This window comes from bacterium, assembly GCA_019912885.1.
Taxonomy (GTDB): Bacteria; Lernaellota; Lernaellaia; order JACKCT01; family JACKCT01; genus JAIOHV01.
In genome coordinates, this window is record JAIOHV010000056.1 from 31,107 (window position 1) to 50,372 (window position 19,266).

Below are 19,266 nucleotides of genomic sequence, written 5' to 3' on the forward strand. Positions count from 1 at the left end.
GCCATGAACGTCCGCACGCAGTCGCTGCTGTTCACCGCGTTCATCGCGCTCGTTCTGGCGATCGTCGTCTGGACACGCAAGGAACGCAGCCGCACCACCCTGCCGTTTTTTCTCTCCAATATTTTCTTGCTCGGTTTTTCGGCGTCGTACGTGCTGTGGAAGCTGACCGGCGACAGCGCCTTTCTGCGCGCCTACGTTGTCGCGACGTTTTTTCTTGCCGCGGGTTACATGTATCTCGCGTACAGCTACATGTTTCGTCCCAGCCGCGTGGTCGAGGCGCTTTTGATCGTCCTTTTCGCCGCAAGCGCGGCGGCGGCCGTGACGTCGTATGTCCCGCGCCTGGATACCGCGTTGCGCGTGATGGCGTTTTTTCCGCCGGCCGACCGGCCGCGCCGTGCCGCCGGGGCGGTCTGGCTCGTTTCCGCGCCCACGTTGGTATTGATCCTTGGCCGCCTGCTTGGCGAAAAGGAGCCGCTGCTTCGCCGCCGCTATCTCGGCCTGTTCGGAATGTCGCTTTCGGCCGCGGGGGTGATCTCGCTCGACCAGCTCATCCGGGGCGGGCCGATCGGCCCCGCGGCGCACGCCTTTTATCATTACTATCTCTATCAGGCGCTGGTGCGTTCGCGCAGCTTCAACCTCCCGCGCGCGGCCGGGCGTCTTGCCGTGCTGCTTTTGTCGGCCACGTTTCTCGCGATCGTGTATGGCGCCTTTTTCTTTTTCATCCGGCCGATTCCCGTGCTGTTTTTCATCCATACGCTTTTCGCCGCGTTCATCCTGATGCTGATGTACGAGCCTTTGTTCGCGGGGATCGACGAGCGCGCGCGCGAGCTGGTGATGCGCGGCCGGGGCGATGTGCTGCGCCGCATCGACCGCCTCAACGCCGACCTGGCATCGCAATTCTCGCTCGACGAGATCGGAGCGTTTCTCGCCGGGCACGCCCCGCGCGAACTTGACCTTGCGCGCGCAGCGGTGTACCTGGCGGACGATTCGGGCGCGCTCGTTCGCCTGGCCGGCGACGGCGAAGCCCCCGGACGCTTTGACGCGGCGGCCACGGAGGCCGCGGCAGGATTGCCGGCGGACCCGACGACGCGCGAGCGGCTCACGCAACTGGCCTCCGAAAGTTACGTCGGCCCCGAAAAAGACCGCTGGGTCACGCTGCTTCGCCTTTTGCGCGACGGCGGCGCGCGGTGGATCGTGCCTCTGCGTCACCGCGACGAGCTTGTCGGCATCTATCTGGTCGGGCACGCGGCCGGCGTCGATGAGGCGGAAACCATGCGCGTTCTCCGCGCGCTGGCGGACCAGGCGGCGGTGCGCATCGCGAACGCGCGCATCTATCAGCGCATGCGTTCGCAGGATCGCCTCGCGACGCTCGGCGAAATGGCGGCGTCGGTCGCGCACGAAGTCCGCAACCCGCTCTCGTCGATGAAAGGCGCGGCGCAATATCTTCTCGACGAAAATCTGCCGAAAAGCTCACGCGAGTTCGTGGAGATCATTCTCGACGAAACGAACCGGCTGAACAGCATCCTCACGCGATATCTCGATTACGCGCGGCCCTTCGAAATCCGGCGTGCCGAAGTCGATTTGAACGAAACGGTGCGCGCGGTGGTCGGATTTCTGTCCGACGGCGACAAGCCGGCGAACGTCGCGATCGAGATGAAGCTTGACGAAACGCTCGGCACGCTCAGCATGGACGTGGAGCAGATCCGGCAGGTGCTCATCAACCTCATCAAGAACGCGTGGGAGGCGCAACCGCGGGGCGGCCTCGTTCGCGTGGCGACGCGAAGCGCCGGAGACCGGGTGCTCGTGGAAGTCATCGACCGGGGCGCGGGTATCGGCCCCGCGGAGCGGGAAAAATTGTTCATGCCGTTTTTTTCGACCAAACCGGCGGGATCGGGCCTCGGGTTGACGATCTCGCAACGCATTGCGCTCGCGCACGGGGGACGTATCTTCGCCGAGCCGGCCCAGGCCGGCGGCAGCCGCTTTGTGCTCGACCTTCCGCGTGACGGCGACACCCGTGAGCCGCGCCCATGAGCGGTACGATTCTCGTCGTGGACGACGAAAAGAACATCCGCCGCGTGCTCCGCGCGACGCTCGAGCGCGAGGGTTACGACGTTGTTGAGGCCGAGAGCGGCGAAGAGGCGCTCGCGATTCTTTCTCGCGAGCGCGTTGAGTGCGTATTGACCGATTTGCGCATGCCCGGCATCGACGGCATGGAGGTGCTGGCGCGCTCGCTTGCCGCCGACCGCGAATTGCCGATCGTCATGCTGACCGCGCACGGAACGGTGAACACCGCCGTCGAGGCCATGAAGCGAGGCGCGTTCGACTATCTCACCAAGCCGTTTGACAAGGACGAACTGCTGGCGTCGGTGGCGCGCGCGGTGCGCCAGCGCGATCTGGCGCGCAGCGAACCGGACGAGCCGGTCGGCGGCGCCTCGCGAAACGCCGCGATGCGATCGCTTTACGCGATGATCGACAAGGTCGCGAAAAGTCCGACCACGGTCCTCATCACCGGCGAATCCGGCACGGGCAAGGAGCTTGTCGCGCGGATGTTGCACGAGCGCGGCGATCGCGCGGACAAGCCGTATATCCGCATCAATTGCGCGGCCATGCCCGCGACCCTCGTCGAAAGCGAGTTGTTCGGGTACGAGCGCGGCGCGTTCACCGGCGCGGTGGGGAGTAAACCCGGGCGATTCGAATTGGCCGACAAGGGCACGCTGTTTCTCGACGAAATCGGAACCGTGCCGCTCGAGACGCAGGTCAAGCTTCTGCGCGCGATTCAGGAGCAGGAGTTCGAGCGCGTGGGCGGCGTGAGTTCGATCCGCGTCAATGTGCGCCTCGTCACGGCGACGAACGTCGATCTCCGGCAGGAGGTCGCCGCGGGCCGTTTTCGCGAGGATTTGTATTACCGGCTCAATGTCGTGCATCTGCGCCTGCCGCCGCTTCGGGAACGAACCGAGGATCTGGACATGCTCGCGCGGCAATTTATCGAACGCGCGAACAAGCGCGTGAAAAAGCGCGTCACCGGCATCGGCCCGGATGCGTGGGCGAGGCTTCGCGCGCATGCATGGCCCGGCAATATCCGCGAGCTCGAAAATGTCATCGAGCGCGCCGTGCTGCTGGCCGAGGGCGACACGATCGCCGCAAGCGACTTGCCCGATGAATTGGCGCACGCCGCGCCGGGCCCGGGCTCGCGAGCCGTTCCGGCGCCGGGCGCCGAGGCGGCGGGATTCGATCTGAAACAGGCTTCGCGCGAGGCGGCGGCGCGCGTGGAAATCGAGCTGATCGGCGCCGCGCTGAAAAAAACGCGCGGCAACGTGACGCAGGCCGCGAAGATCCTCGGCCTTTCGCGCAAGGGGCTACAGATCAAGATGCGCGAATACGGCCTGGATCGCGACGCGAACGAGCCGGCCTGAATCGGCAACGTCGAATTGCGAACCTTCGCGGCTTCCCGTAAGATCGCAACGCGTTAAAGCACCTGGAATTCTCCGATTTTTCAACCGGCAATAACGAGCGAGGACCGATAGCTTGAGCCGCTATTTTTCAAGCAGCGACGATTTCTACAAGATTTATGGAGCGTTTTTCGCACGCGCGGCGAGCGACGCCGCCGTCGGATCGTCGATGAAAAACGTCGACATGATCTTGCGCCTGAGCTACCAGGATCCGGAGGCGTTCGTTACTCTGCATGTCGGCGATCCGAAAGCGTTTGCCGACGGGCGTTACCTCAGCTTCGAGCTTGGCGACGCCACGCCTGTCGACAAACACAAGAACGCCCAGGCGGAGTTCGCGGGTTCCGCGGATTTCGCGCACCGCTTCTGGCTTGGGCTCGAGGAAATCGGGGCGGCGATCGTGCAGGGCAAGATCGCCGCGCGCGGCAATTTCGTCCGCGCCCTGACGCTCGTGCCAACGCTGCGCCCGGCCTTCAAGGTCTACCGCGAAACGCTCAAAGAGCTGGGTTACGAGCAGCTCGTTCTCGATTCCTGATTCCGCCTAACAAGGAGCCTCGCGTGATTATCGGAGTCCCCAGGGAGATCAAGTCCGATGAAAAGCGCGTCGCCATGACGCCGCTTGGCGTCACGGCCATGACCGCGCACGGCCACACCGTCCTTGTCGAAACCAACGCCGGAGCCGGAAGCCAGATTTCCGACGACGATTACCTGCGCGCCGGCGCGACCATCGCCCCCAACGCGGAGGAAACGTGGGCGCGCGCCGAGATGATCGTCAAGGTCAAGGAGCCTCTCGCCTCGGAAGTCCGTTTCCTCAAGGACAAGTTGATCTTCACCTACCTGCATCTCGCGGCGGTCAAGGATCTGACGCGCGCGATGGTCGATTCCCATTGCGTCGGCGTGGCGTACGAAACGATCGAATTGCCCGATCGTTCGCTTCCGCTGCTTGCCCCGATGAGCGAGGTGGCGGGCAAGCTCGCGCCGCAGGTGGGCGCGCACTACCTCGAAGCGGTCGCCGGCGGCCCGGGCGTGCTGCTGGCGGGCGTCTCCGGCGTGCGGCCGGCGTCGGTGACGATCATCGGCGCGGGCGTCGCGGGTCAGTGCGCGTGCGAGATCGCCGTCGGCATGGGCGCGCAGGTGACCATACTCGATATCAGCCCGGCGCGCCTGCGCTACGTGCACGATGTTTTTCGCGGCAAGGTCATCACGCTGATGAGCAACCATGGCAATATCGAGGACTCCGTCACGCAGTCCGAGCTCGTCATCGGCGCGGTGCTCATCCACGGGGCCAAGGCGCCGCGCCTCGTGACGCGCGACATGATCCGCCGCATGCGGCCCAAGAGCGTCATCGTGGATATCTCCGTCGATCAGGGCGGCTGCATCGAAACGACGCGCCCGACGACGCACAGCAATCCTGTTTTCGTGGAAGAGGGGGTGACGCATTACTGCGTCGCAAACATGCCCGGCATCGTGCCGCGCACGAGCACGTATGCGCTGACGAATTCGACGCTCAGCTACGCGTTGGAGCTTGCCGACAAAGGCCTGGAGCGCGCGGCAAAAGAAAATCCGGCGCTGCGCAAGGGCGTCAACATCTATCGCGGCAAGGTGTGTTATGAGGGCGTCGCCGAGGCGTGGAACCTGCCGTATACGCCCTATGAGGAGGCTGCGGGGATCGCGTAGGGGTTGAAGATGGAAGATTGGAGAACGCGGATCGCGTCCCGTCGATCCTCAATCCTCATTTACAGCAGCCGCAGGCTTTTCAGGAACGGGATCAGCGCGGCGGCGGACTCGGTTTCTCCGGAGCGCGCGACAAACGAGGCGATCCGCTCGCCCTCGGGGCGTTTGGTCACCTCGCCCGTCACGAGCGACCAGGCACGCAAGACATCGAGTTGCCATAGGCTTTTCACGCCGCGAACGCGGTAGGGCACGCCGGAATCGTCGCGGAAATCGACGACGTACTCCACATTCCTCCACGGGAAAATGCGCACATGGCCGCCCGTAGCCGGCATCTGGCGTCCGATACCCGAGACGGTGACACGGCTTGTCGGCGATACCGTCGAGCGCAAAAACAGCGCCTCGTTTGTCGGATCGAAAAATCCCTTGAGATCGCCGCAAAGGTCGAGATGCAGCACGACCGTCGCCTGTCCATTTTCCGGTGAATGGCCGGTCGGTGGGCCGATCACCTCGCGAAAACGCAGTTCGCCCTTGTTCAAAATGTGCAGGCGCTTCAGTGCCGCGAGGTAGGTGGCGTTCGACACGCTGACCACGGCGCCAAGCCAGAAGAGCGGCGAGCGATCTTTGATCTGAAATATGCGGTGCGGCATCGCGAATTCAATCTATTCCTGCGCGCCGCGGGCCGCAAGACGAATGTGACGCGTCGCGTCAATGATGGGCGGTGTCGCGTTCCCCGAACGCGATGGACGGAATGGACGGTATGGACCGAATGGACTTGATGGACGTGATGGACCGCTGATGTGGCGCCCGCATCCCCGCGGGCGCGAAAACTCGTCTTGCCCGGGAACTTTCGAATTGCCGGTGTGCGTGTCCCGCTCATATCTATTTCCTTTTTTCTATTTCCTCTTTTCCCGCGCCTGCCTTTTCGACGATGTTCGTCGTCGATTTCCCCGGAACGGGCGGCACACGGACGACGCGGCCTCCGTTGGCTTCCACGGTCTCGCGGCCGATGATGGCGTCGGCGGCCCAGTCGCCGCCCTTCACGAGAAAGTCCGGGATGACGCGGTCGATCAATCGGCCCGGATCGGGATCGTCAAAGGCGACAACGAAATCCACGCACGCCAGCGCGGCGAGAACCTCCATGCGTTCGGCGCACGGGATCACGGGACGGCGGGGGCCTTTCAGGCGCTGCACGCTCTCGTCGGTGTTGACGGCGACGACAAGCGCATCGGCGGCGTCGCGCGCGGCGGTGAGCGTGTGCAAATGTCCCGAATGCAGCAGGTCAAAACATCCATTCGTGAAGGCGAGCGTCTTACCGTGCGCGCGCAACGCTTCGCGCGCCGCGACGAGCGCGTCTTCGGCGACGATCTTCGTTGCGGTGGGGCGGGGCGGCGACATGGGCGGCAGTTTAGCGGATTTTGAACGAAGGAGAATGCCAGAAAGACGCGGCCGTCAGCAGGGGCGAGCGAGCTCCTTCGCTTCGCTCAGGATGACAAGGACTCGCTCAGGATAACGAGGATTCGCTCAGGATGACGAGGACTCGCTCAGGATGACGAGGACTCGCTCGGGATGACGTCACCACAGGCGATGTCACTCGATTCTCGATCCTCAATCCTCGATCCTCAATCCTCGATCCTCAATCCTCATCTTGCTTGGAAGATGACCAGAAGCACGCGATTGTTTTCGTTGCGCGTGCCGATCGGTTTTTCGCCGCCGAAGCCGATGGCGATGACGCGCTCCTCCTCCACCCCTGCGCCGATCAGCGCGTCGCGCACCGCGTCGGCTCGTTTTTGCGTCACGATGACGTCCTGGTCCGGGTCATTCGACGGATCGACGTGCGCCTCGACGCGCACCGACAGTTCGGGATTGGCGAAAAGCTGCACGGCAAAGTTTTGCAGCGCGTCGATGTCCCCGCGCGACAGACGTGTCGATCGCCCGCTGAAAGCGATGTCCGGCCCAACGACGATCTTCAGGCTCGAAGGCTTCACGTCGGGGCATCCGTCGTCGTCGAGGATCCCGTTGAAGGTTTCCGCCACGTTCGGGCACTTGTCGATTTCGTCGGGAATCCCGTCGGCGTCGTTGTCCGGATCGGGGCAGCCGTCCTGATCCTGGAACCCGTCGATGTCCTCGCGCGCGCCGGGGCATTGATCGAGCGCGTCCGGCACGTCGTCGCGGTCGTTGTCGATATCGGGGCAGCCGTCCATGTCGTGATGGTCGTCGAAGTCTTCGGGACTGTCCGGGCAGCCGTCATCCTCGTCGAGCAAGCCGTCGCCGTCGTTGTCATAATCGGGGATGCCGTCCTCGTCCTCCCAACCGTCGTAATCCTCCGCGCGGTACGGATCTCCGTCACGCACGTCCGGGATCGCGTCGCCGTCGAGATCGTTTTCGCAGCCCGTCGACTTCGCTGTCGCCTCGGCCAGCGCCATTTCAGCCCGGTCGAAGAACACGGCCGCCTCCGCGTTGGTCCCGAAACGCGATTCGGTGATCGCGAAATCGAGATTCGCCTCGGCCGCCGCGAACGCGGCGGCGGCGCACCACGGCGCGCCCGTTTCGCGGGCTTGTTCGATTTTCGCCTCGAGCGTGGGGATCTTGCCGCGTATTGTGCCGGAGCATCCGGCCAAGGCGCTTAACGCGCACGCGAGGATCGCGGCGCGAGTGGCCAGGCGGACGCGGTGCGGCCGACGGCTCACTTGAGGTGAATCTTGCGGAACTTCTTCGCGTTCTTGTAGGCGAGCTCGGAGAATTCGTGCGCCTTTTGCAGATAGCGCGAAGCCAGTTCCGGTCGGCCGCGCGCCATCTCGCGTTCCGCCTGCGCGAGATACTGCTCGGCCGCGAAGAATTCGTAAGGAGACTTTTCCGCGGCGCCCGAATATTTGGCGGCCTCGTAAACGGCCATCGTTTCCTCGAGCGTCACCTGGGGGCCGACATTCGCCGCGGCGCAATGCGTCAGCATCGCGACGACGAAAACGAGCGCCGTAAGCCGCGGGATCCGCATGGGGATTGGACATCTCCGTGTTGCGGAAAAGAAGTATCACGCGCGCTTTCGGTCCGTCAACGGCGCGCACTCGCGGTGATGTCGTAAGCCATTGAAATACCGAAGAAAACTACTGATTCAAGCCATGAATGATCCGTAGACCCTTGAGCGTCAGATCGCCATCCACCGCGTCGATCGTCTCGGAGCCCTTGGCGATCAGCGTGGCCAGGCCACCCGTGCCGATGACGCGCGCCGAGCCGCCAAGCTCTTCGCGGATGCGCGTGACAAGCGCGTCGACAAGGCCGACGTAACCGAAGAACACGCCCGACTGCATGCTCGCCACAGTGTTTTTGCCGATCGCGGCCCGCGGCCTTGCAAACTCCACGCGCGGAAGTTTGGCGGCGTGGCGAAACAGCGCGTCCATCGAAATATTGATACCGGGCGCGATCGCGCCGCCGAGGTATTCCCCGCGCGCCGTGATCGCGTCGAACGTCGTCGCCGTGCCGAAATCGACGATGACAAGCGCCTCCTGGAATTCGTGGTACGCCGCGACCGCGTTGACGATGCGATCCGCGCCGACCTCGCGCGGATTGTCATACAGGATCGGCATGCCCGTCTTGATGCCGGGGCCGACCTGCATTGCCTCGCGCCCGAAGTATTTGGTCGACAGGCGCGAGAACGTATAGGCGAGCGTCGGGACGACGCACGAAACGATGACGCCATCGACCGCCGCGAGCGCGATGTTCGCGTGGCGAAACAGGTCGAGCATGAGCATGCCGTATTCGTCCGCGGTGCGTTCCTCGCGTGTGCCGAGCCGCCAGGAGGCCAGCAGGCTTTCGCCGTCGAAAACGCCGATGACCGTGTTCGTGTTGCCCACATCGATGACGCAAAGCATATCAATCCACCCGCATCTCGAACGTTTGCCCATCGGTTGAAATCGCGACGACGTCTCCCGAATACACGCGGCGCTCGCCGCGTTCGTCGTCGATCAGGAGCGCGCCGTCGTCCGCAAGCCCGAGCGCTGGTCCCCGGATGCGCCCCTCGGCCGTATCGACGACGTACCGCGCACCGGGAATCCGCGCGCCGCGCCGCCAAAGGTCGAGAAGCCCGGCGCGGTCATGAATGAGCGACTTATACATGCCGTCCAGATGGCGGTAAAGGAGCGCCAGCACCTCGGCGCGGTCGTGAGGGCGCCCCGTCAGCGTGGCAAACGACGCGGCTCGTAGGGCGATATCCGGCGGAGCGCGGCGCGGATCGAGATTGACGTTGACGCCGAGGCCCGCGATCAACGCGTGGCGGCCGGCGTGCGTCTCGCACAGAACGCCCGCGATTTTTTTCCCGCCGGCGTACAGATCATTCGGCCATTTCAACATGGCGTCCGAAACGCCAATATCCGCCGCCGTCTGAAAAAGCGCCGCGCCCGCGGCGTACACGAATAGACGCGCGTCCTCGCCGAGCGGCTCGGCGTCAAACAACATCGAGACGTACAGATTCACACCCGGCGGCGAGTGCCACACGCGGCCCTTTCGCCCGCGACCGGCCGTCTGCGCGTCGGCGACGACGATCGCTCCATTCGGCGCGCCGTCGCCGGCCCAGGCCGCGAGCTCGGCATTCGTGGACGGCGCTTCGTCAAGGACGCGAACGTGCGCCCGTGGGATGCCGATCCACGCGGCCACACGATCGGCGGACAGCTTGTCCGGGACGGGCAGGGGATCGTTCATGCGATCGCGCGGATCTTGAAATTCAGGTCCGCCGCCGGCGCGGAATGCGTCAACGCACCGATGGAGGCGAAATCCACGCCCGTCGCGGCGATCGCGCGGACGTTCGCGAGCGTAATGCCGCCGCTCGCCTCCGTGGGAACCCGGCCGGCGACGATTCGCACAGCATTGCCGAGTGACGGCGGGTCCATGTTGTCGAAAAGAAGGCGCGTCGCGCCGGCGGCGATCGCGGATTCGATCTCGTCCGCGCGGCGGATCTCGGCGATGATGGGGGCATCGGGGCCGAGCGCCGCGCGCACGCGGGCGACCGCGTCGCCGACGCCGCCGCACGCATCGATGTGGTTGTCCTTGACGAGCGCGACGTCAAACAGGCCCATGCGGTGGTTGACGCCGCCGCCCGCGAGCACCGCCGACTTTTCCGCCGCGCGCCAAAGAGGCGTCGTCTTGCGCGTGTCGATGATGCGGCAGCGCGTGCCCTGGACGGCCTCGACGAACGTCGCGGTCAGCGCGGCGACGCCGCATAGCCGCTGCGCGAGGTTGAGCGCGGTACGCTCGGCGGCAAGGAGCGAGCGTATCGGCCCGGTGACGGTCGCGATCGCTTCGCCCGCGTGCGCGCGATCACCGTCTGTCTTGTGCGTAAATACAACGAGACGCACATCGGCGATTTCGAACGCCGCCCGTACGTACGCCAACCCCGCCACCACGAGCGACGTGCGCGCGCGCAGCACGCCTTCGCCGCGGCGATTTTCGTCGATGGTCGCAAGACTCGTGATGTCGCCCGCGCCGATATCCTCGGCCAGCGCGCGTCCGATGAGATCGCGTTCGTTATCGCTGATCATGCAGGAATTGTACGTGTCGCGAACGCGCCGGGCCAGCGGTGGAATCGTACGCGCGGCGGATGGGCCGGACTAGCGATATGGAACCGCGACCGTCGGGAGCGGGTACGGACGCCTCGCTTACGACTTCTCGATCTGTTCCTTGACGTTTGCGATGATCGTCGGTAGCAGCGCCTCGAGTTCGACCTGCACCTGCTTGGCGATGACGCGGCGGATATTTTCGCGCGCGGCGCGCGTGAGCTTTTCGTCGAGCATTTCGCGGGCGATCTTGTCGATGTGGTCGGGCGTCAACCCCGCGAGCGCGGCATCAATGGTCCCCCGCGCGCCGGCACCGGCTTGCCCCATGGTATTCATCGCGAAGTTCGAGATGTCCTCGTCGCCGCCGGTATGTTGCGATTCAAATTCGATGCCCGAATCCGATCCGAAAAAATCCTTGGGCAACTCGATCGCCGCGCGCGACGGATGTACTCCGGACTCTTCGCCCGCGACGTACAGATTCCGCTTGCCGCCGTGATCGTCCTCGCGGGGATGGACGCTGTCGTATTGCGAATCGCTTTTCAGGATCGACGGGTCGCGGTCGGGCGACGCGACATCGAGGTAATGGCCCGCGCGGGCCTTCTTGGTCTCGTACCGGTCAATCAAAAGGCGAAGCTTGTTCGACAACGCGGGCAGCGATGCGGGCCAACTGATCGTGTCGTCCGGCTGGGCCGCGGCCGCAAGTTCCGCCGGCAGAATCTGTTGCGCATGCGTAACGAGAAGGGCGGTCAGGTGGCCCTGCCCGAATTCGTTTTTCAGCCGAAAGAGAAACCGCAACGCGACGTCGGGCTCCAGGCGGGCGTCCATGACGACGACGCACGGCTCCTGTTGCCCGATCATGGAGATGGCGTTGCCCGGGTCGGGCGACGTCCAGACGCGATACCAACCGGAATCGAGCGCCGATTGCACAGCCTTGCCGATTTCCGGATCACGGCCGATGACGAGAATCAGTTGCATAGCCCGTGTTTGCTCCGAATAGGTCCATGCCGGTAACGGCTTGCGGCGGCGCGGGACAATGCACCCGCGAGTCGTTCCATTGAACGCCACACCCTTGATGCGTCAAATGACAAAAAAATACTGGCATTTTCTCGGCGCGCTGTCCATTTGACCCGGATCACCCGCGCCGCTTGCGCTCGCTTTTGGCCGCGGCGGCGGCTTCGGGGCGCGCGGCGCCGGTGCGCTTCTTGATCGAAAGGCGTACCGGCGAACCCAGAAAGTCCGCCGAATCGCGAATTGTTCGCAGCAAAAACCGGTGATAGCTGAAATGCACCGCGCCCGGATCGTTCGCGAACATGACAAACGACGGCGGGCGCACGGTGGGTTGCGTCGCGTAATAAAACTTCAGTTGGCGGTTTTTCACGATCGGCGGCGTGTGCGTCTGGATCGCCTTTTCGATCAGGCGATTGAGCGGACCCGTCTCGATGCGGCGGTTGAACGCATCGGACACGCGCGTAACGAGCGGCATGATTTTCTTGACGCCGCGGCCGGTCTTCGCGGATATCTCGAGCATCGGGATGAAGTCCAGGTGACGCAGGCGAAAATCCCGCTGGCGGTCAATCTCGCGCCGCCAGGCGTCGATGTCGCCGACGAGATCGATTTTGTTGAACAGCCAGACGACCGCGCGGCCGCGATCGATGGCGTAGGTCGTCACGCGCAGCATCTGATCGCTGAAGAATTCCTCGGCGTCGCCCATGACAAGGGCGATGTGGCAACGGTCAAGCGCTTTGAGCGCCTGGACGACGCTGAACTTCTCGACGCGCTCGGTCACCTTCGCCTTGCGGCGAATGCCCGCGGTGTCGATCAAAAGATAGTCGCGCCCGTTAGCGGCAAAGGGCACGTCGATCGCGTCGCGCGTCGTGCCGGGCATTTCCGAGACGATCATGCGGTTTGCGCCGATCATGCGGTTGACCAGCGAGCTCTTTCCCACATTCGGCTTGCCGACGATGGCGATGCGCGTTCCGCCTTTTTCGTCCGACTCGGATTCGGCATCGCCTTCCTCGGCCGGCGGCAGAACAGCCGCGATCTTGCGCAGCAGTTTGTCCACGCCAAGATTTTCCTTGGCGGAAATCAGGTACAAATCGTTCGCGCCGAGGCGATAGAACTCGCCCGAGGCGTTTGCGACGCGGTCGCCCTCGACCTTGTTCACGACGTGAAAGACGGGCGTCTCGGTGCGGCGCAGGCGCGCGGCGATTTCCTCGTCCTCGGGCAGCAGCCCTTCGCGCCCGTCGAGCAGAAACACGACAGCGTCCGCATCGGCGAGGATCTCGTCGACGCGCTCCACGACGCGCGCGTGCAGTTCGTCACCGGTTTCGCTCGAAAGGCCGCCGGTGTCGGCCAGAAGCACCGCGCGGCCGCCGATGTTCGTGCGCGCCAGGTGCACGTCGCGTGTCAGGCCGGGCATATCGTCCACGAGCGCACGTCGCGCGCCGGCGATGCGGTTGAATAGCGTGCTCTTGCCGGTGTTGGGCCGGCCGACGATGGCGACAAGCGGCGTCATGGGTGGTACCCCAACCGGCGCAGCCACTCATCGCGTTGCGTCCAGTCCTTGCGCACCTTCACGAACAGCCCAAGGTAGACGCGCTGCCCCAGAAATTCCTCGATCTTCGCGCGCGCGGCCTGGCCGATGGATTTCAGCAACAGCCCGCCCTTGCCGATGACGATGCCTTTCTGGCTTTCGCGCTCCACGTAAATTTCCGCCTCGATGCGAACGACGCCGCCTTCTTCCTCGGGTTCCTTGAAGTGCTCCACGACGACGTCGGTGGAGTAGGGGATCTCCTGCCGCGTCTGAAGGAAGAGTTGCTCGCGGATCATCTCCGCCACGAAAAAGCGCACCGGAAGCGACGTGATTTCGTCCTCGGGATACATCGGCGCGCCTTCGGGCAGGAGCGGCAGGACGGCATCGACGAGTTCGTCCACGCCGTCACGCTTCGTCGCGGTCATGCGAATGACGGCATCGAATTTCGCAAACTCCGACAATGCCGCTTCGCGCCCGGAGAGCCGTTTATCATCCCGGACGAGATCGCATTTGTTGACGGCCAGCACGAGCGGCCGGCCAAGCCCGCCGAGCTCGCGGCAAAGCATGGCCTCGGCCTCGCGCAGCGGCGCACCCGCGTCCACGACAAGCACGGCGATGTCCGATTCCCCGACGGTGCGGCGAAGCTCCACGTTCAGGAATTTGTTGAGCGCGCTGATTTCCTCGGCGAGCCCCGGCGTGTCGAAAAACACGATCTGCGCCTCGTCGCGTTGCAGGATGCCGACGATGCGCCGTCGCGTGGTCTGCGGCTTGGGCGTGACGATCGAGATCGATTCGCCGACAAGCGCGTTCAGCAGCGTGGATTTGCCGACGTTCGGCATCCCCGTCACCGCGACGAACCCGGCCCGGTATCCCGGCGATGCGCCCGTCATGACGACCGCCCCGCGTCCGCGCGCGTCAGGGCGTGCGCCAGCGGGTCGGTGAGGCCAAAAGCCTTCCACGCTTCCCGGGCCGCGGCCTGCTCCGCCTCTTTTTTCGATCGTCCGTTGCCGACGCCGTACTTTTCGCGGCCGACCCACAGCTCGACCTCGAAGCGTTTGTCGTGGTCCGGGCCCTTCGCGGCGACGTGGCGATAATCCGGCAGCGTGTTGAAACGCTCCTGCGTGATCTCCTGAACGCGCGTTTTGTAATCGACGACAAGAAGGCGTTCGACCTTGCCGGCGAACACCTCGGCGAACTGCCGTTTCACGAAATCGTGCGCGGCGCCGAAACCCTGATCGAGGTAGATCGCGCCGATGACGGACTCGAACACGTCCGCGAGCAGCCGCTTTTTCTCGCGGCCGAGTGTTCGCGTCTCGCCGCGCGACAGGCGGATGAATTTGCCGAGCTCGAGGTCGCCCGCGAGCCTCGCGAGCGTGTCCTTGTTGACGATCCCCGCGCGAAACTTCGTCAGCTCGCCGCTTCCGAGCTCCGGATTATCGCGCAACAGCATGTGCGAGATCGCCAATTGCAGCACGGCGTCGCCGAGAAACTCCAGGCGCTCGTAATCGCCGCCGGCCTCCGATTTCTCGTGCACATAGGAGGCGTGCGTCAGCGCTTGCGTCAACAGGTTCGGATCGCGGAAATCGACGCCAAGGCGCGCGGCGAGATCGCCGGGGTCCGCTTCGCCGATGGGGGGCATGCGTGGCCTCTAGTACGGGATGATCTTGTCGAGGAACTGGTTCAGCACGGCATAGGTCGGGCCGCCAAAACCGCATTCCACGACAAAGGAGATGCCGAAAAACAGAATCGTCGCCGCGGCGATGACGTTGGGAATCGAAAGAGCAAGGCGTTTGTTGCACACGCGCGGTTCGGGGCCGCCGTCCGTCGCCTTCGCGGCGAAATAGGCATACGAAAACGGCAGAAACGCGCAAAACCATGCGAGGTAGTTGGCGAACGGAACCGTCAGGAACCATTTGGGAAGAAGCTCGTTCCATTGCCAGAACAACCCGGACAGCGAAGCGACAGGGTCAAGCTGCACGTCCAGGCTGATCGCGACGATCGTCGTCAAGAACGCGGCAGGCAAGGGCTTTTTCAGGAACGCGAGGCGCTCGCCGAAGCGTTCCGCGATCCACACGCACACGTAAAACGCCATGCACCAGCCCATCATCGTCGCGAACGGCGCGGGCAGGCGCCACAGGTAGAGACTGTATTGCGGCTCGAAGAAATAGCCCATGACAATGCCGCCGTTTTCGAGCACAAGGCCGTACGCCCAGCCGATCACGAAAAACGTCAGCACGCCGCGCAGCCCGCGAAACGCGAAGCAATGGACGAGAACGAGAGTGATCCACACGAGCTGCAGCGCCTCGAACGCGCCGGTCAGCGCGACCATCGACAGCTCAAAGCGAAGGCCGGGGATGAGGGCGTAGGCGTACCAGATCGCCACGGGCGTCAGCGCCATCGCGACCGGCAGAAGCAGGGCTTTTGCGCCGTATCGCGCGCGGCGATCGGGGTCCGTCGCGCGCAAGGCGTAATACAGCACGACCCAGAACATCGGCGCGATGGCGGTGACGGCGATTTGCCCGCGCGAAACGCCGGCCTTGGCGTATTCGGCCTCGGGGACGTTCGCGATAGCGAAGTGCAGAAGGCCGAGCGACTCGACGAAAAAGAACCAGATCGGCAACTGCGTCCAGAATTCCGTCCACGCCAGACGGGACTTCAGCGCCTTGGCGGCCGATGCCGGGGCGGGAGCGGGGGCGGCGTCGATGGTGGTCTCGGGTGCGTTCACGGCCTGTTCCGGGGCAAGAGGAGAGGACGCCGATTCTTGCGTCCGGCGCGGGGGCTGTCAACGCGGAATCGTCGCCGCGACTTTGTGGGACTTATCGCTCGCCCAAGTGAAGTTCTTTCGCGATCTCCGCCGCAAGGATCTGCCGGATGAGCGTCTGATAGGGGATCGATTTGCGTGTCGCGATCTTCCGAAGAGCGACGATTTGCGCTTCGTCGAGCTTGACGGAAACATTCTTAAGCGGCCGTTTTCGCTCACCTTTCAGGATTTGAGCCCGCAATTCCTCGTCGAGCGCGAATTCGACCGGCTCGTCGACGAGTTCACTCAGAATACCGTGACGATCGTAGTAGTCGGCAAGATCTTCCGTCTTTTTCTTTTTCCCCGTCATGATTTTCCCTTTCCCCAATGCTGGTAATAGCGGCGTTCGGCGGCTTTCATGTCCCAGCCGGTTATTACCCGCACATACCCCGAGCCTTTGTGATCAAAAATGATCACAAGGAGCCGGCCGGCGCTCGTTTTGCCAAAGGCAGCGTAGTTGCCCTTTTTCGTTTTCCTGATTAACGGCGAACGTGCAAACACCTGTTCCGCCTCTTCCGGCTCGATGCCGTGACCGAGCGCAAGATGCAACTCGTTTCCCTCGTCCCATTCGAACTCGCGAACGCGCATCGGCGCCCCTTTCGTGTAATACAATAGATTACGACCCGTTCCTCTGTCAAAAGGTTATAAGACTTTGCCAAACACGGACGAAATATTCCGCATTTCGCTTGCGAATTTCGTCCTCCGCGCGTAAGTAGCAGGGGTCCTGCGCGGCCGATCCGCGCGAGGAACCGAAAACGCGGAAGATCATGTCGGACTCAAACCGAAAGCGCGTGCTGGTCGCCATGAGCGGCGGGGTGGATTCGTCCGTCGCGGCGGCACTGCTTGCCCGTGAAGGCTGGGAGGTCATCGGCGCGACGATGCGCGTCGTCGCGGGGTCCGAATCCGCGCGCTGCGGCTCGTGCTGCTCGCCCGACGACATCCACGACGCGCGCCGCGTGGCCGATGCCATCGGCATTCCGCACTACACCTTCAACGTCGCCGAGCGATTCGAAGACGAGGTCGTCCGCCCGTTCGCGGAGGCGTATCTCGCCGGGCGCACGCCGATCCCGTGCGTCGCGTGCAACGACCGTATGAAGTTCGACTGGATGCTGCGCCGCGCGACCGAACTCGGCTGCGACGCGCTCGCCACCGGACACTACGCGCGCGTCGTCGATGCGGGCGGCACGCGCCGCCTCCTGACGGGCGTCGATCGCGACAAGGACCAGAGCTACTTTCTCTTCACCATCAACGCCACGCAGCTTGATCGCCTGATCTTTCCCATCGGTCATCTGGTCAAGGACGAGGTGCGACGGCTTGCCGCCGAACTGCGCCTGCCAGTCGCGGAAAAGCCGGAGAGCCAGGACATCTGCTTTGTGCCGAGCGGGCGATACGACGCGGTCGTGGCGCGATTTGCCTTGGCCAACGACGGCGCGGGCGACATCGTCGATACGCACGGCAACCTCCTTGGCCGGCACGACGGCTATCACCTGTTCACCGTCGGCCAGCGAAAGGGCCTCGGCAGTTTCGGCCCTGAGCCGCACTACGTCGTGCGCATTGACGCAACCGACAAGCGCGTCGTCGTCGGCCACGCCGACGAGACGTTCGCCGCCGGGCTTGCGTGCGAGAGCTTCCGCTGGGTGAACGGCGCGCCCGATACGCTCGTGCGTGGCGTGGTGAAGATCCGCCATCGCCACCCCGGCGTCGCGGCGACGATCACGCCGGACGGCGACGGCGTCGTGATGCACTTCGACGCGCCGGCGCGCGCCGTGGCGCCCGGGCAGGCCGCCGTCGTGTACACCGGCGACGTGGTGCTCGGCGGCGGATTCATCGACCGCGCGATCTTGTCCGAATCCGCGGACGCATCCGGAAACGCGGGGGCGGCGTGACGGCGTACTCCTTCGTGACACGCACGATCGGCTGCAAGGTCAACCAGCTCGATACCGCGGCGCTCGAGCGCGATCTGGCGGACGCGGGTTTCGTCGCGCCCGCCGACGGCGCGGCGCCTGACGTGGTTGTCGTGAACTCGTGCACGGTCACGAGCGGCGCGGACAAGGACGTGCGCCGGCTCGTCTCCCAGGCCCGCACAACGCACCCCCGCGCGCTCGTCGTGCTGACCGGCTGCCTGTCGCCGGCGGGCGCGTCGGGGCAGGAGCGGGCGCATCTTGTCATCGGGCAGGATCAAAAGACGCTTGCCGCGGAGACGATCCGCGCGAAAATCGAAGGGCGCCCCGTCATCGCGAGCGCGAAGGAACGCGACGCGTTTTTCGGCGAGGGCTCCATCGAGGTGTGCGACCGCGCACGCGCGTTCCTGAAGGTGCAGGACGGCTGCGACAAGACGTGCGCGTACTGCATCATCCCGACCGTGCGCGGGCAGAGCCGCAGCCGCGAGATCGCGCGCATCGTCGAGGACGTGCGCGGGCTTGTCGCGGCGGGCTATCGCGAGGTCGTCGTGACGGGCGTGCACCTGGGCAAGTTCGGCAAGGATCTCGCACGCCGCGAATCGTTGACGCGCCTCGTTCGCGCGATCCTCGCCGATACCGATCTTGCGCGCCTGCGCCTGTCTTCCATCGAACCGATGGAGGTGCGCGACGAGCTGATTCGCCTGGCTGCCGACAATCCGCGCTTGTGCCCGCATTTCCACATCCCGCTTCAGTCGGGGGACGACGGCGTGCTGGCGCGAATGCGTCGCCCGTACACGGCAGCGCGGTATCTTTCGCGCGTGCGTGCGGTGGCTGAGGCCCTGCCGGACGTGCTCATCGGCGCGGATGTCATCGTGGGATTCCCGGGCGAGGACGAGGCCGCGTTCGCCGCGACCTGCCGTCTCGTGGAGCAGGCGCCGATCCATCACCTGCACGTGTTCCCGTATTCGGATCGCCCGGGCACGGCGGCGTCGGCGATGGATGCGCACGTGGCCGGCCCGATCGTCCGCGCGCGCGGGCGTCGCCTGCGTGAGATCGGCAACCGCAAGTGGGCGGATTTCGCCGCGCGCTTTGTGGGTCGGGAGCTTTCCGCGCTCGCGATCCGCTACCGCGACGGCGAATACGAGGCGATAGCGCGCAACTACCTGCCGGTACGCATTTCCGGCGACATCGAACCGGGTGAGGAATACGACGTTCGCGTCACGGGCACGTCGGGCGAGGGCGGGAAGAGGGTGCTTCTGGGCGCGCGGGGGGCTTCTTTTCAACACAAAAGCACAAAAGCCACGAAAGCCACGCAGGAATTACGGCCGTGACGAATTTGTGCCTTTTGTGCGTTCGTGTTGAAAACGCG

General features: G+C 64.5%; 20 protein-coding genes. 6 read left to right on the forward strand and 14 right to left on the reverse strand.

Features of this window, described 5'->3' with window-relative positions; genetic code table 11:
* The first annotated feature begins 3 nt into the window (after positions 1-3).
* The 4 genes from K8I61_04710 to ald all read left to right on the forward strand — a co-directional run bounded on the left by K8I61_04710 (position 4) and on the right by ald (position 5,123).
* Complete coding sequence (locus K8I61_04710; protein ID MBZ0271314.1) at positions 4-2,031, forward strand: hypothetical protein; 2,028 nt, start codon at positions 4-6, stop codon at positions 2,029-2,031.
* Positions 2,028-3,413, forward strand: a complete 1,386-nt coding sequence (locus K8I61_04715) for a sigma-54 dependent transcriptional regulator (protein MBZ0271315.1) — start codon at positions 2,028-2,030, stop codon at positions 3,411-3,413. Before K8I61_04710 ends, K8I61_04715 begins: the two co-directional genes overlap by 4 nt.
* 112 nt (positions 3,414-3,525) lie before the next feature.
* A complete protein-coding gene (locus K8I61_04720; GenBank protein MBZ0271316.1) occupies positions 3,526-3,981 on the forward strand; it encodes a hypothetical protein in 456 nt (151 codons plus the stop codon).
* Positions 3,982-4,004: 23 nt separating this feature from the next.
* Positions 4,005-5,123 carry an alanine dehydrogenase gene (gene ald / locus K8I61_04725; GenBank protein ID MBZ0271317.1) on the forward strand — a complete coding sequence of 373 codons (1,119 nt, stop codon included), beginning with the start codon at positions 4,005-4,007 and terminating at the stop codon, positions 5,121-5,123.
* A gap of 59 nt (positions 5,124-5,182) precedes the next feature.
* Here the strand turns inward: ald and K8I61_04730 are convergent, their stop codons facing one another.
* The 14 genes from K8I61_04730 to K8I61_04795 all read right to left on the reverse strand — a co-directional run bounded on the left by K8I61_04730 (position 5,183) and on the right by K8I61_04795 (position 16,584).
* Positions 5,183-5,767, reverse strand: coding sequence for a hypothetical protein (locus K8I61_04730; GenBank protein ID MBZ0271318.1), 585 nt, complete (start codon positions 5,765-5,767; stop codon positions 5,183-5,185).
* 232 nt (positions 5,768-5,999) lie between these two features.
* Positions 6,000-6,515, reverse strand: a complete 516-nt coding sequence (locus K8I61_04735) for an adenylyltransferase/cytidyltransferase family protein (GenBank protein ID MBZ0271319.1) — start codon at positions 6,513-6,515, stop codon at positions 6,000-6,002.
* 245 nt (positions 6,516-6,760) lie between these two features.
* Positions 6,761-7,807 carry an OmpA family protein gene (locus K8I61_04740; protein ID MBZ0271320.1) on the reverse strand — a complete coding sequence of 349 codons (1,047 nt, stop codon included), beginning with the start codon at positions 7,805-7,807 and terminating at the stop codon, positions 6,761-6,763.
* On the reverse strand, positions 7,804-8,112 hold the full coding sequence (locus K8I61_04745) for a DUF4398 domain-containing protein (protein ID MBZ0271321.1): 309 nt from the start codon (positions 8,110-8,112) through the stop codon (positions 7,804-7,806). Before K8I61_04745 ends, K8I61_04740 begins: the two co-directional genes overlap by 4 nt.
* Before the next feature lie 109 nt (positions 8,113-8,221).
* Positions 8,222-8,986, reverse strand: a complete 765-nt coding sequence (locus tag K8I61_04750) for a type III pantothenate kinase (GenBank protein MBZ0271322.1) — start codon at positions 8,984-8,986, stop codon at positions 8,222-8,224.
* 1 nt (position 8,987) lies between these two features.
* Positions 8,988-9,812 (reverse strand): biotin--[acetyl-CoA-carboxylase] ligase, encoded by an 825-nt coding sequence (locus K8I61_04755; GenBank protein ID MBZ0271323.1) that lies wholly within the window; start codon positions 9,810-9,812, stop codon positions 8,988-8,990.
* Positions 9,809-10,648, reverse strand: a complete 840-nt coding sequence (gene nadC, locus K8I61_04760) for a carboxylating nicotinate-nucleotide diphosphorylase (GenBank protein MBZ0271324.1) — start codon at positions 10,646-10,648, stop codon at positions 9,809-9,811. Before nadC ends, K8I61_04755 begins: the two co-directional genes overlap by 4 nt.
* A gap of 117 nt (positions 10,649-10,765) precedes the next feature.
* Positions 10,766-11,638, reverse strand: a complete 873-nt coding sequence (locus K8I61_04765; GenBank protein ID MBZ0271325.1) for a hypothetical protein — start codon at positions 11,636-11,638, stop codon at positions 10,766-10,768.
* Positions 11,639-11,795: 157 nt separating this feature from the next.
* Complete coding sequence (der, locus tag K8I61_04770; protein MBZ0271326.1) at positions 11,796-13,178, reverse strand: ribosome biogenesis GTPase Der; 1,383 nt, start codon at positions 13,176-13,178, stop codon at positions 11,796-11,798.
* Positions 13,175-14,086, reverse strand: coding sequence for a GTPase Era (gene era / locus K8I61_04775; GenBank protein ID MBZ0271327.1), 912 nt, complete (start codon positions 14,084-14,086; stop codon positions 13,175-13,177). The genes der and era overlap by 4 nt, the downstream gene beginning before the upstream one ends.
* On the reverse strand, positions 14,083-14,835 hold the full coding sequence (gene rnc / locus K8I61_04780) for a ribonuclease III (GenBank protein ID MBZ0271328.1): 753 nt from the start codon (positions 14,833-14,835) through the stop codon (positions 14,083-14,085). Before rnc ends, era begins: the two co-directional genes overlap by 4 nt.
* Positions 14,836-14,844: 9 nt before the next feature.
* A complete protein-coding gene (locus tag K8I61_04785; GenBank protein ID MBZ0271329.1) occupies positions 14,845-15,921 on the reverse strand; it encodes a carotenoid biosynthesis protein in 1,077 nt (358 codons plus the stop codon).
* Between the two features lie 91 nt (positions 15,922-16,012).
* Positions 16,013-16,306 (reverse strand): BrnA antitoxin family protein, encoded by a 294-nt coding sequence (locus K8I61_04790; protein ID MBZ0271330.1) that lies wholly within the window; start codon positions 16,304-16,306, stop codon positions 16,013-16,015.
* Positions 16,303-16,584: a BrnT family toxin gene (locus tag K8I61_04795; GenBank protein MBZ0271331.1), complete on the reverse strand. Its 282-nt coding sequence runs from the start codon at positions 16,582-16,584 to the stop codon at positions 16,303-16,305. The genes K8I61_04790 and K8I61_04795 overlap by 4 nt, the downstream gene beginning before the upstream one ends.
* A 179-nt stretch (positions 16,585-16,763) precedes the next feature.
* Here K8I61_04795 and mnmA point away from each other — a divergent pair, with 179 nt between their 5' ends.
* Together mnmA and mtaB are read left to right on the forward strand one after the other, a co-directional pair.
* On the forward strand, positions 16,764-17,882 hold the full coding sequence (mnmA, locus tag K8I61_04800; protein MBZ0271332.1) for a tRNA 2-thiouridine(34) synthase MnmA: 1,119 nt from the start codon (positions 16,764-16,766) through the stop codon (positions 17,880-17,882).
* Positions 17,879-19,228 carry a tRNA (N(6)-L-threonylcarbamoyladenosine(37)-C(2))-methylthiotransferase MtaB gene (gene mtaB, locus K8I61_04805; protein ID MBZ0271333.1) on the forward strand — a complete coding sequence of 450 codons (1,350 nt, stop codon included), beginning with the start codon at positions 17,879-17,881 and terminating at the stop codon, positions 19,226-19,228. The genes mnmA and mtaB overlap by 4 nt, the downstream gene beginning before the upstream one ends.
* The last annotated feature ends 38 nt before the right edge of the window (positions 19,229-19,266 follow it).

Excerpts from the sequence above, each read along its gene's own strand:
- der (MBZ0271326.1), bottom strand. The coding sequence starts at position 13,178 with ATGACGCCGCTTGTCGCCATCGTCGGCCGGCCCAACACCGGCAAGAGC.
- K8I61_04730 (MBZ0271318.1), bottom strand. The coding sequence starts at position 5,767 with ATGCCGCACCGCATATTTCAGATCAAAGATCGCTCGCCGCTCTTCTGG.
- era (MBZ0271327.1), bottom strand. The coding sequence starts at position 14,086 with ATGACGGGCGCATCGCCGGGATACCGGGCCGGGTTCGTCGCGGTGACG.
- K8I61_04710 (MBZ0271314.1), top strand. The coding sequence starts at position 4 with ATGAACGTCCGCACGCAGTCGCTGCTGTTCACCGCGTTCATCGCGCTC.
- K8I61_04790 (MBZ0271330.1), bottom strand. The coding sequence starts at position 16,306 with ATGACGGGGAAAAAGAAAAAGACGGAAGATCTTGCCGACTACTACGAT.
- K8I61_04715 (MBZ0271315.1), top strand. The coding sequence starts at position 2,028 with ATGAGCGGTACGATTCTCGTCGTGGACGACGAAAAGAACATCCGCCGC.
- nadC (MBZ0271324.1), bottom strand. The coding sequence starts at position 10,648 with ATGATCAGCGATAACGAACGCGATCTCATCGGACGCGCGCTGGCCGAG.
- K8I61_04745 (MBZ0271321.1), bottom strand. The coding sequence starts at position 8,112 with ATGCGGATCCCGCGGCTTACGGCGCTCGTTTTCGTCGTCGCGATGCTG.
- K8I61_04755 (MBZ0271323.1), bottom strand. The coding sequence starts at position 9,812 with ATGAACGATCCCCTGCCCGTCCCGGACAAGCTGTCCGCCGATCGTGTG.
- K8I61_04765 (MBZ0271325.1), bottom strand. The coding sequence starts at position 11,638 with ATGCAACTGATTCTCGTCATCGGCCGTGATCCGGAAATCGGCAAGGCT.
- K8I61_04735 (MBZ0271319.1), bottom strand. The coding sequence starts at position 6,515 with ATGTCGCCGCCCCGCCCCACCGCAACGAAGATCGTCGCCGAAGACGCG.
- mnmA (MBZ0271332.1), top strand. The coding sequence starts at position 16,764 with ATGTCGGACTCAAACCGAAAGCGCGTGCTGGTCGCCATGAGCGGCGGG.
- K8I61_04795 (MBZ0271331.1), bottom strand. The coding sequence starts at position 16,584 with ATGCGCGTTCGCGAGTTCGAATGGGACGAGGGAAACGAGTTGCATCTT.
- K8I61_04750 (MBZ0271322.1), bottom strand. The coding sequence starts at position 8,986 with ATGCTTTGCGTCATCGATGTGGGCAACACGAACACGGTCATCGGCGTT.
- rnc (MBZ0271328.1), bottom strand. The coding sequence starts at position 14,835 with ATGCCCCCCATCGGCGAAGCGGACCCCGGCGATCTCGCCGCGCGCCTT.